General features: G+C 63.3%; 10 protein-coding genes. All 10 read left to right on the top strand.

Annotated elements, in window-relative coordinates:
• The first annotated feature begins 50 nt into the window (after nt 1-50).
• The 10 genes from ybgC (at nt 51) to glmM (ending at nt 11122) form a co-directional block, all read left to right on the top strand.
• Complete coding sequence (gene ybgC / locus WNZ15_RS10875) at nt 51-518, top strand: tol-pal system-associated acyl-CoA thioesterase (protein WP_342892993.1); 468 nt, start codon at nt 51-53, stop codon at nt 516-518.
• Nucleotides 519-787: 269 nt separating this feature from the next.
• Nucleotides 788-1495, top strand: a complete 708-nt coding sequence (gene tolQ, locus WNZ15_RS10870) for a protein TolQ (protein ID WP_342892992.1) — start codon at nt 788-790, stop codon at nt 1493-1495.
• A 2-nt stretch (nt 1496-1497) separates the two neighbouring features.
• Nucleotides 1498-1947, top strand: coding sequence for a protein TolR (tolR, locus tag WNZ15_RS10865; RefSeq protein WP_342892991.1), 450 nt, complete (start codon nt 1498-1500; stop codon nt 1945-1947).
• A gap of 6 nt (nt 1948-1953) precedes the next feature.
• Nucleotides 1954-2916, top strand: a complete 963-nt coding sequence (locus tag WNZ15_RS10860) for a TonB C-terminal domain-containing protein (RefSeq protein ID WP_342892990.1) — start codon at nt 1954-1956, stop codon at nt 2914-2916.
• Between the two features lie 45 nt (nt 2917-2961).
• Entirely contained in the window at nt 2962-4311 is a 1350-nt protein-coding gene (gene tolB, locus WNZ15_RS10855; protein WP_342892989.1) for a Tol-Pal system beta propeller repeat protein TolB, read from the top strand.
• 168 nt (nt 4312-4479) lie between these two features.
• Nucleotides 4480-4965, top strand: coding sequence for a peptidoglycan-associated lipoprotein Pal (gene pal / locus WNZ15_RS10850; protein WP_342892988.1), 486 nt, complete (start codon nt 4480-4482; stop codon nt 4963-4965).
• 252 nt (nt 4966-5217) lie between these two features.
• Nucleotides 5218-6162 (top strand): tol-pal system protein YbgF, encoded by a 945-nt coding sequence (ybgF, locus tag WNZ15_RS10845; RefSeq protein ID WP_342892987.1) that lies wholly within the window; start codon nt 5218-5220, stop codon nt 6160-6162.
• Nucleotides 6146-7522 carry a tRNA lysidine(34) synthetase TilS gene (gene tilS / locus WNZ15_RS10840; RefSeq protein ID WP_342892986.1) on the top strand — a complete coding sequence of 459 codons (1377 nt, stop codon included), beginning with the start codon at nt 6146-6148 and terminating at the stop codon, nt 7520-7522. The genes ybgF and tilS overlap by 17 nt, the downstream gene beginning before the upstream one ends.
• A 169-nt stretch (nt 7523-7691) precedes the next feature.
• Nucleotides 7692-9611, top strand: coding sequence for an ATP-dependent zinc metalloprotease FtsH (gene ftsH / locus WNZ15_RS10835; RefSeq protein ID WP_342892985.1), 1920 nt, complete (start codon nt 7692-7694; stop codon nt 9609-9611).
• A gap of 167 nt (nt 9612-9778) precedes the next feature.
• Entirely contained in the window at nt 9779-11122 is a 1344-nt protein-coding gene (gene glmM, locus WNZ15_RS10830; RefSeq protein ID WP_342892984.1) for a phosphoglucosamine mutase, read from the top strand.
• Nucleotides 11123-11135 lie beyond the last annotated feature (13 nt).

Here is an 11135-nt window from a genome sequence, read left to right as displayed (position 1 = left end):
CCGGTCGGCTGACCGGGCGGCATTTTTTTGAACGGGAACAGGAGTTCATTGTGTCGGATTGGCCGGACCTTGCAGGCCGCCTCGAAGCGGGCGGACATGTTCTTCCCGTCAGGGTCTACTACGAGGACACCGATTTCACGGGCATCGTCTATCACGGCGCCTACGTGCGGTTCTTCGAGCGGGCCCGGTCCGATTTCCTGCGCCTGATCGGTATTCATCACAAGGAAATGGCATCCGGCAGCCATGGGGCCGTGCTGGCGTTCGCCGTGCGCTCGATGACGCTGGATTTTCAAAAGCCGGCCCGCATCGACGATGTTCTGGAGGTGCGCACCAGCCTTGCCGAATGCAAGGGCGCCCGTATCCGGCTCGATCAGCTGATCTACCGGGATGAAGAGCTTCTCGTATCGGCCGCGGTGACGGTCGCCGTGATCACGATGGAAGGGCGTCCGGCCCGCCTGCCGAAGACACTGGCGGAAAAGCTTCTTGAGCATTCGCCCGGCGAATCTGGACGTGATTGAAAGCCCTTGCGGGTTTCTTTCGTGTCCGGGCCATTGACGCGGCCAAAAAATAACTTTCAATACAAAACACTGCGTTAATCTGGCAGTAACCTTAATTGATTCCTTTAGAGCGGGACTTCCTTTGGCCGGAAAAGTCCCAGTTTTGACAAAATCGAACGTCAGAGAGGCGGCTGGTCACATGAACCGGTCGATCGTTCCCGGTTCCTCGCTGCCGTTTTCGGAACCATGAACGCATCACAGCGACAGACGACCCAGGGGTCATTGAATTTATGGAAACACTCGTCCAATCGACATTGGCAACGCCGGACAGCGGCATTTCGTTCTTCTCGCTGTTCTGGCAGGCGCATATCGTCGTCAAGATCGTGATGGTCGGCCTGTTGGGCGCTTCCGTCTGGTGTTGGGCGATCGTCGTCGACAAGCTCATGCTGGTCGGCCGGACCCGGCGGCAGATGAACCGGTTCGAGACCGTGTTCTGGTCGGGCCAGTCTCTGGAAGAGCTCTACAACACGCTTCACAACCGTGTGAACCATTCCATGGCGGCGATCTTCGTGGCCGCGATGCGCGAATGGAAACGCAGCCACGAGGGCGCGCGTCCGGCCATCGGCAGTCTGCAGCAGCGGATCGACCGGGTCATGGACGTCACCATCCAGCGTGAGGCGGAGCGGCTTGAAAACCGGCTGCTGATCCTGGCGACGGTCGGCTCTGCCGCACCCTTCATCGGCCTGTTCGGTACGGTCTGGGGCATCATGACGGCGTTTCAGGCGATCGCGGCGTCAGAAAGCACGAACCTTGCGGTCGTCGCACCGGGCATTGCGGAAGCATTGTTTGCGACCGCTCTCGGCCTGCTGGCCGCGATTCCGGCGGTGATTGCCTACAACAAGTTCAATTCGGACGTGGGCAAGGCGGTCGCGCGGATGGAAGGCTTTGCCGACGAATTCTCCGCCATCCTGTCCCGCCAGATCGATGAGAGGGCCTGACCATGGCCATGCAGGTCGGTTCCGGACAGTCTGGAGGGCGGCGCGGCCGCCGCAGGGCCAGACATGCGCCCATGAGCGAGATCAACGTGACCCCCTTCGTGGATGTCATGCTGGTTCTGCTGATCATCTTCATGGTTGCCGCTCCGCTGTTGACGGTCGGCGTTCCGATCGACTTGCCCGAAACCCGGGCCAAGGCGCTTGAAGGCGACACGGAGCCGATAACGATATCGGTGAACTCGGCCGGAGAATTCTTCATTCAGGACACGCCGATCACCATCGACGAGATCGTGCCGAAGCTGGAGGCGATCGCGGCCAACGGCTACGAGGAGCGCATCTATGTGCGCGGCGATAAGGATGCGGACTACGGGACCATGATGCAACTCATGGCCCGGATAAGCGCGGCCGGGTTCAAACGGCTCGGTCTGGTCACTCTGGAAGAACGGGACTCGTAACGCGTCATGCGCGCTGGTCTCATCGCGTCTCTGGCCGGTCATTCGGCAATTTTGCTCTGGGGCCTGATCGCCTTGCCGGACGCGGAGAGCTTTTCCGTTCCGCAAGTGGAATCCCTGCCGGTGGACCTGGTTCCGGTGGAGGAGTTCACCCGGCTCCGGATCGGCGAGAAGACCGCCGAAGTCAGGGAGGTGGCCGCCGTTCAGCCCAGCGAGACGCCTGCGGAAGATCCACCGCAGCCGGCGGACAAACCGGGCGAAAGCCAGGAGCAGCAGCCGACCCCGCCGACGCCATCGCCGACGCCGGCTCCCGCCCCGGAACCCGAGCCTGAACCGGTTGCGGAGCCGGAACCCGAGCCCGCGCCGGCCCCGGAACCGGCCCCCGCTGCCGAGGCGGTGCCGGCCGCCGAGCCGGAACCGGCGCCCGAGCCCGAGCCCGAGCCCGAGCCGCAGCAGGAGGCCGCCCCGGCACCGCAGCCGATCGTCACCAGCGTCGCGCCGAGGTCGAAGCCGACACCGCCGCGCCGGACGCCCGAGCCGCCCAGTGACGATTTCAACAGCAACCAGATCGCGGCGCTGCTCAACAAGGTGGAACCCGCGCAGCAGACTGGCCAGGCCTCCGAGCAGCCAGCCTCTTTGGGTTCGCGCACAGGCGCGCAGGATGTGCGCATGAGCCAGTCCGAACTCGACGCGCTGCGCGGTCAGGTGGCGCAATGCTGGAGCCCGCCGGTCGGGGCCGTCGGCGCGGATGAACTCAAGGTCCGGGTGCGCTTCAGCCTGTCGCAAAGCGGCGAGGTATCCAGCTCGCCGGAAATCCTCAACTCAAGCGGCAATCCGGCCTTCCGGGCCGCCGCGAGCAGCGCCGTTCGTGCGATCATGCGCTGTCAGCCATATTCTCTGCCAATTGCCAAGTATGACGCGTGGCAGGAAGTCATCATCAATTTCGACCCGAGAGAAATGCTCGGGGGATAGTCCGGCCGGGCCGGATTTCAAATCAATGAGGGAGCTGTACTGCTCATGCGCGAAATTCTGAAAAGACTTTCTGTTCTTGCCGGCCGGAAGGCCCTGGGGCTCGCATTTGTCGCAACAGCCCTGGCCGTGATGGGGCCACTGCCGGCCGCCGCGCTTGTGGAGATCGATATCACCCAGGGCAACATCGAGCCGTTGCCGATCGCGCTGCCATCCTTTTCCGCGGAAGGCGGCGACAACAGGCTTGCCGGCGACATGACCAACGTCATTGCCGCCGATCTGAAACGGTCCGGCCTGTTCCAGCCGCTCGACCCGGCCAGTTTTATCCAGAAGAACATGAGCGTGAACTCCACGCCGCGTTTCGGGGACTGGCGCCAGATCAGCGCCCAGGCCCTGGTGACCGGCACCGTGATCAAGCAGGCGGACGGCCGCCTGAAAGCCGAATTCCGTCTCTGGGACGTGTTCGCGCAGGAGCAGATGCTCGGTCAGCAGTTCTACACCACGCCGGAAAACTGGCGCCGGCTGGCACATATCATCGCGGACGCGATCTATGAGCGGCTGACGGGTGAAAAAGGCTATTTCGATACCCGTATCGTTTATGTCGACGAGACCGGTCCGAAGGACAAGCGCGTCAAGCGTCTGGCCCTCATGGACCAGGACGGCGCCAATGTGCGCTACCTGACGCGCGGCGATGACCTTGTGCTGACACCGCGCTTCTCGCCGACCAGCCAGGAAGTCACCTACATGTCGTATGGCGGCAGCGATCCGAGCGTCTACCTGCTCAACATCGAGACGGGACAGCGTGAAATCGTCGGCAATTTCCCGGGCATGACCTTTGCCCCCAGGTTCTCGCCCGACGGGCAGAGCGTCGTCATGAGCCTGCAGCAGGGCGGCAACGCGAATATCTACAAGATGGACCTGCGCTCGCGCCGCACCACCCGCCTGACCAACACCGCGGCGATCGACACCAGCCCGTCCTATTCGCCGGACAGCGGACGGATCGTGTTCGAATCGGACCGGGGCGGCACCCAGCAGCTCTATGTCATGAGCGCGGGCGGCGGCGAGGCACAGCGCATTTCCTTCGGCCCGGGCCGGTATTCCACGCCGGTCTGGTCGCCGCGCGGCGACCTGATCGCCTTCACCAAGCAGCATCAGGGCCGGTTCATGATCGGTGTCATCCGGCCGGACGGAAAGGGCGAGCGGATCCTGACCGAGGGCTATCACAACGAGGGGCCGGCCTGGTCGCCCAACGGCCGTGTCCTGGTGTTCTTCCGCGACACGCCGGGCGCCAACGGCGGGCCGCAGGTCTGGACCGTGGACCTGACCGGCTACAACGAACAGCGCGTCGAGACACCGGCATTTGCATCGGATCCGTCCTGGTCGCCGCTGATCGACTGAAGAAGAGGTTCGGCCTGCAGGAGCAGGTCGTGTTAAGTTTTCACTAACCACGTTTGAAAAGACGTTTTTTACCGGTTTTGGCTAGAAAGCGTTTACCAAGAACCGGGTGGTCCCGGGCCGAGGTTCTCAAAAAACGAGGTTTTCGGGGTTGGGGCTTAGGAGACTGGAATGATCAAAAGTGTAATCGCCACACAGGGCGCGCGCTGGCTGGCTGTCTGTTTTGCCGTGATGTTCGCGGCGGCATGTGCCCAGACGAAGCCGGACGGACTGTCGAGCAATGTGAAGCCGGGCACGGGGCAGGATTTTGTGGTCAATGTCGGCGACCGCGTGTTCTTCGAGGAAGACCAGTCGGTCGTGAACTCCCAGGCGCAGGCCACGCTGGCGAACCAGGCCAAATGGCTGAGCAAGTATTCGCAGTACACGATTACCGTCGAGGGCCATGCGGACGAACGCGGCACCCGCCAGTACAACATCGCGCTGGGCGCACGCCGTGCGCAGGCCGCGCGTGACTATCTGGTTTCGCAAGGCGTGAACGCGTCGCGGATCAAGACGATTTCCTACGGCAAGGAACGGCCGGTCGCGGTCTGCAACGACAACAGCTGCTGGTCCCAGAACCGCCGCGCTGTGACGGTCCTGAACAACGCCACCAACTGACGGCGCAGTTTTGCGAACGCGAAGGCCGGGCCGACAGCCCGGCCTTTTTCGTTGCGGCCGGTGAAATTGACGGAAAACTCCGCCCGGGAGGCCGCCTTGGTCAAAATTTAGCCGAAGTCGGGGCGCTGTGTGCCCTTGAGTACGAAGCCGGTCATGATAAGACATCATGCGGAAGGAACCGTGGGCCGACCGGACAGCCGCCGATGACGGTTGCGGACCGGCCGCTCTTATATTTCCCAACCGGAGGAGCGAATGCGACATTTCAAGGGACTGACAGGTCTCCTTTTGGCGATGGTGATGATCGCCGCTGCCACACCGTCCGAAGCCCAGTTGTTCGGACGCAAGAACAACGATTCATCAGTGCGGATCGGCCAACTGGAAGAACGCATCCGGGTGCTGACCGGGCAGATCGAGCAATTGTCCTTTCAGATGCGGGAGCTGCAGGACCAGATGCGCCGCATGCAGGAGGACAACGAATACCGCTTCCAGCAGCTCGAAACCGGCACGCCGGGCAAACGATCCGACATCGCGCCCGGTTCGACGGCTCCGGGCCTTGACCGGGATGGCGTGCCGCAGAGCGGCGCGCTGGTTGCCCCGGGAGGAGACCTGGCGACGCTGCCCGCAAGCGGTTCGGGAGATGGTGGCTGGGACCAGACGGGCGGTTATGAGACAGGCCTGCCCACCGACGGGCCGATCGACCTGTCCGCGCTGGCCAACGGCCTGGAAAATCTTCCGGGCACCGGCCGGGACATCGCACCCGATCCGGGCCTGGCGACCGATGACGACCAGATCGCGAATGTCATCGGCGGCGGTGATCCCCAACTGGACTACAATGCGGCCTACTCCCTTGCGGTGAACGGCGATTATGCCGGCGCCGAGCGCGGGTTTCGCGAATTTCTGGAGAGCTACCCGGACAGCGGACTTTCGGCCAATGCGCAATACTGGCTGGGCGAGAGCCTGCTGGCGCAAAAGGACTACCGGGAAGCGGCGGATGCTTTCCTGAAGACCTATACCGACCATCCCGGGAACGACAAGAGTCCGGACAGCCTGCTGAAACTTGGCATGTCGCTGCATGGCCTGGGCGAATCCGAAGCTGCCTGCGCGACGTTTTCCGAGCTCCTGAACAAGTATCCGAATGCCGCTCCCGCAGTCCTGTCACAGGCCCGGGATGAGCGTCGCCGTGCCCAATGCGCCTGACGCACCGGTCGAGCCCGCCTGGCTCCCGGACGATCAAGTCGATGCCCTTTTTTCCCGGCTGATTCCTTTTTCAAATCTTGCGGTTGCCGTTTCCGGCGGCGCGGATTCCCTGTGCCTGATGACCCTGCTGAGCGAATGGAAACGGCGCAGCGGCTGGCGCGGCACGCTGGAGGTTCTCTGCGTCGATCACGGACTGCGTCCGGAAAGTGGCGCGGAGGCTGCCTTCGTGGCGAAATGCGCCGGCGCGCGAAATCTTTCCTGCACCATCCTGCACTGGACCGGTGACAGGCCCGGACGCAACATTCAGGAGCAGGCGCGGCTTGCGCGCTACCGGCTCATGGCGGCGCATATGGGCCGATCCGGTGCGCAGGCGCTGTTGCTGGCGCATCATCTGGACGACCAGGCGGAGACCTTTCTGGACCGGCTCACACGCGGCAGCGGTGTCGTCGGCCTGAGCGCTATGGCGGACGACGAACCGGCAGGTCCGGAAGGCCTGCGGCTGCTGCGGCCGTTCCTGAGTGTGCCCAGGGCCCGGCTCGAGGCCAGTCTTGCCGAGCGCGGTCTGATCTGGTGCACCGATCCTGCCAACACGGACACAAAATACAAGAGAAGCCGCCTGAGGGCGATCATGGCACTTCTTGAGGACGAGGGTCTCACCGTGGAACGCATCGCCCGGACCGCCGGAAATATCCGCCGGGCCGGAGACGCTCTTGACCGGGCTGTCGGTGATGTTTTCAGGCGGCTGGTCACCGATCATCCGGCCGGGCCGCTCAAACTTGAGCGTGCGGCGTTCCGCGGGCTTGCCGAGGAACTCCGGCTGAGGCTGCTGTCGGCGCTGATTGGCCGGGCGACGGGCGCCGCGCCGCGGCTACGATTGCGCAAGCTGGCGGCCCTGGACCGTGTGCTCAAGACGGATGGCGCCTGCCGCCACACCCTTGCGGGGGTGCTTTTTCATGGTGACGCGGAAACGCTGTTCTGCTGGAGAGAGCCGGGGCGCACTCCCCCCGAAACGCTGGCCGGCGTGACCGGTGAGGGGGTCTGGGACAACCGGTTCCGTTACCGTGTGCCCCAGCGGGCGGACGGCGGCCCGCCGCTGCCGGCGCTGTGTCTCGGGCCGCTGCTTGCGGCGCCAGGCAGTGTCCGGCAGGTTGTCCGGCCGGATGGCTGGCCGAAAGCCGCGTTCGATTGCGTGCCTGTCGTCTGGACGGAGACCGGAGATCTCTGCTCGTCCTGCCTGCCGGCGGCAGATGGCATCGGTAATTTTAACGGGTTCGAAGGCGCGCAACTGGAGCGCTTGCCCTTTCAGGAGCGCCTGACGGCCAGTTTTGCGGATGACGGCGACGATGAGGGCGAAAACTGACGTTTTCTCGGCGCCGATCATCTGATAGACCTGCCGGCTTAATAAAATAGTCAGTGCATCTGCGCAACAATGGCGCACCGCCTTGGCAGCGGGCATCGGGCGACCTATGTTCGCTGTAAAGAAATGTGACCGCGTGAGTTAAGTCGCGTCGGGCGGTTAAGGAAACGAAATGAACGCACATTTTCGCAACTTTGCTCTTTGGGTGATCATCGCGCTGCTGCTGATCGCACTGTTTCAGCTGTTCCAGAGCCCTGCTCAGCACAGCGCAACCAATGACATTGCCTATTCGGACTTCATGAAGCAGGTCGATAACGGCGAGGTCAGGTCGGTCACGATCCAGGAGCAGAAGATCACCGGTGCCTACAACAGCGGCGGTGCCTTCCAGACCTATGCTCCGGACGGCGCGCAGTATGTGGACGAACTTCGCAACAACGGCGTGCTGATCAACGCGCGGCCGCCTGCGGAAAGCTCGCCGCTGCTCGGCGCCCTGTTCTCCTGGCTGCCGATGCTGATCATTCTGGGTATCTGGATTTTCGTCATGCGCCAGATGCAGGGCTCCGGTGGCAAGGCCATGGGGTTCGGCAAGTCCAAGGCGAAGCTCCTCACCGAGGCCCATGGCCGGGTGACCTTCGAGGACGTTGCCGGCATCGACGAAGCCAAGGAAGATCTGCAGGAGATCGTAGAGTTCCTGCGCGATCCGCAGAAATTCCAGCGCCTCGGCGGTCGCATTCCACGCGGCGTTCTGCTGGTCGGTCCTCCGGGCACCGGTAAGACGCTGACGGCCCGTGCCGTCGCCGGTGAGGCCAATGTGCCGTTTTTCACCATCTCCGGCTCCGACTTCGTTGAAATGTTCGTCGGTGTGGGCGCTTCCCGTGTCCGCGACATGTTCGAACAGGCGAAGAAAAACTCGCCCTGCATCATCTTCATCGATGAAATCGACGCGGTCGGCCGTCATCGCGGCGCCGGTCTTGGCGGCGGCAATGACGAGCGCGAGCAGACGCTCAACCAGTTGCTCGTGGAGATGGACGGTTTCGAGCCGAATGAAGGCGTCATCATCATCGCGGCGACCAACCGTCCCGACGTGCTCGATCCCGCGCTGCTGCGTCCGGGCCGCTTCGATCGCCAGATCGTTGTGCCCAACCCGGATGTGACCGGCCGCGAGAAAATCCTCAAGGTGCACATGCGCAAGGTGCCGCTGGCACCGGATGTCGATGTGAGAACCCTGGCACGCGGCACTCCGGGCTTTTCCGGCGCGGATCTGATGAACCTGGTCAACGAGGCGGCACTGCTTGCCGCGCGGCGGTCCAAGCGTCTCGTCACCATGGCCGAATTCGAAGATGCCAAGGACAAGGTGATGATGGGTGCGGAACGGCGCACGCTGGTCATGACCGAGGAAGAAAAGAAACTGACGGCCTATCACGAGGCAGGCCACGCCCTGGTCGCTCTGCATCAGGAAGCGTCCGATCCGATCCACAAGGCCACGATCATTCCACGCGGGCGCGCGCTGGGCATGGTCATGCGCCTTCCGGAGAAGGATCAGGTGTCCCTGACCCGGGCCAAGTGCAAGGCCGATCTTGCGGTAGCCATGGGTGGACGCGTCGCCGAGGAAATGATCTTCGGTTACGAGAAGGTCACATCCGGGGCTTCCGGTGACATCCAGATGGCGACGAAACTGGCCCGCGCCATGGCGACCCAGTTCGGCATGTCCGACAAGCTGGGGCCGTTGCTCTATGGCGAGAATCAGGAAGAGGTGTTCCTGGGCCATTCGGTCGCCAAGAACCAGAATGTCGCCGACGAGACCCAGAAGATCGTCGACGCGGAAATCAAGTCCTTCGTAAATCAGGGCTATGAGACCGCGAAGAAAATCCTGGGCGATTTCGAGGACCAGCTCCACACGATCGCCAAGGGTCTCCTGGAATACGAGACCCTCTCCGGGGACGAGATCAAGGGGCTGCTGGATGGCAAGCCGCCGGTGCGCGACACCGACGACGATCAGCCGGTCGGACGTTCCTCTGCGGTTCCGACCGCCGGAGCCAAACGCGGCGGCGACGAAGCCAGCGGCGGCATGGAGCCTCAGCCGCAGTCCTGACCGGACCCGGCAAACCGAACAACTGGATGCCCGGCGTTGCCGGGCATCTTGCATTGCGGGCGGCCGCAGGGGCGCATTTGGTAACAATCACAAATATTTTTTGAATCGTTTTCCGGCCCGATTGAGCTAATAAGGGCGCACGACAACCTCTCAGACAGGCATCATGCATGCGTAAATTTTTCGGCACCGACGGCATTCGCGGACGCGCGAACCGATATCCGATGACCGCCGAGATGGCGCTCAAGATTGGCATGGCCGCGGGGCTGGTGTTCAAGAACGGGGGCCACCGGCACCGGGTCGTGATCGGCAAGGACACCCGCCTGTCCGGCTACATGCTGGAAACGGCGCTGGTTGCCGGCTTCACGTCCGTGGGCATGGATGTATTCCTGCTCGGCCCGATGCCAACGCCGGCGGTTGCCATGCTGACCCGGTCGCTGAGGTCCGATCTCGGCGTGATGATCTCCGCCTCGCACAACCCCTTCGAGGACAACGGCATCAAGTTTTTCGGTCCGGACGGTTTCAAGCTCAGCGACGAGATTGAAAAAACCATCGAGAAGCTGATCGAGACAGACCTGACGTCGCGGCTTCCCGGGGCGAGCGACCTGGGCCGGGCGAAACGCATTGACGGTGCCCAGCAACGCTACATCGAGTTTGCCAAGCGCACGCTGCCGCGGGAGATGAACCTGGAAGGCCTGCGTGTCGTCATCGATTGCGCCAATGGCGCCGCCTACAAGGTGGCCCCCGAAGCGCTCTGGGAGCTTGGAGCCGATGTCATTTCGATGGGGGTGTCCCCAGACGGCTTCAACATCAACAAGGACTGCGGTTCGACCTCGACCGACGCCCTGTCGGCGAAGGTTCATGAAACGCGTGCCGATATCGGCATTGCGCTCGACGGCGACGCCGACCGGGTCATCATCGTCGATGAAAACGGCGCGGTGGTCGACGGCGACCAGCTGATGGCGGTCGTGGCCCAGTCCTGGCAGGCCAACAACCGGCTGTCGGCACCGGGCATCGTCGCGACGGTGATGTCGAACCTCGGGCTGGAGCGCTATCTGCAAAGCCTGGATCTGGGACTGGCCCGGACCAAGGTCGGCGACCGCTACGTGGTCGAGCACATGCGGGCAAACGGCTACAATGTCGGCGGCGAGCAGTCCGGCCATATCGTTCTGTCCGATTTCGCCACCACGGGGGACGGCCTGATCGCAGCCCTGCAGGTGATGGCCTGCGTCAAGGATCAGGACAAGCCCGTGTCGGAAGTCTGCCGCCGTTTCGAACCGGTGCCCCAGATCCTGAAGAATGTGCGTTTCCAGGGCGGTGCGCCGCTTGAGCTGGATCGTGTCAAGTCGGCGATCGTGGACGGCGAAGCGCGCCTGGGCACATCCGGCCGACTGGTCATCAGGGCGTCCGGCACGGAGCCGCTGATCAGGGTGATGGCGGAAGGCGACGACGCCGAGCTTGTGAAGCAGGTCGTCAACGACATTGCCGGGGTGGTGGCCACTGCCGCGGCCTGATCCGGGGCGGTCT

Source organism: Roseibium sp. AS2, assembly GCF_038900065.1.
Taxonomy (GTDB): domain Bacteria; phylum Pseudomonadota; class Alphaproteobacteria; order Rhizobiales; family Stappiaceae; genus Roseibium.
Note: the sequence above shows the minus strand (reverse complement) of the source record. Positions and strands in the feature narration are given on the sequence as shown.

Excerpts from the sequence above, each read along its gene's own strand:
- pal (WP_342892988.1), top strand. The coding sequence starts at position 4,480 with ATGATCAAAAGTGTAATCGCCACACAGGGCGCGCGCTGGCTGGCTGTC.
- tolQ (WP_342892992.1), top strand. The coding sequence starts at position 788 with ATGGAAACACTCGTCCAATCGACATTGGCAACGCCGGACAGCGGCATT.
- ybgF (WP_342892987.1), top strand. The coding sequence starts at position 5,218 with ATGCGACATTTCAAGGGACTGACAGGTCTCCTTTTGGCGATGGTGATG.
- glmM (WP_342892984.1), top strand. The coding sequence starts at position 9,779 with ATGCGTAAATTTTTCGGCACCGACGGCATTCGCGGACGCGCGAACCGA.
- tolR (WP_342892991.1), top strand. The coding sequence starts at position 1,498 with ATGGCCATGCAGGTCGGTTCCGGACAGTCTGGAGGGCGGCGCGGCCGC.
- WNZ15_RS10860 (WP_342892990.1), top strand. The coding sequence starts at position 1,954 with ATGCGCGCTGGTCTCATCGCGTCTCTGGCCGGTCATTCGGCAATTTTG.
- ftsH (WP_342892985.1), top strand. The coding sequence starts at position 7,692 with ATGAACGCACATTTTCGCAACTTTGCTCTTTGGGTGATCATCGCGCTG.
- tolB (WP_342892989.1), top strand. The coding sequence starts at position 2,962 with ATGCGCGAAATTCTGAAAAGACTTTCTGTTCTTGCCGGCCGGAAGGCC.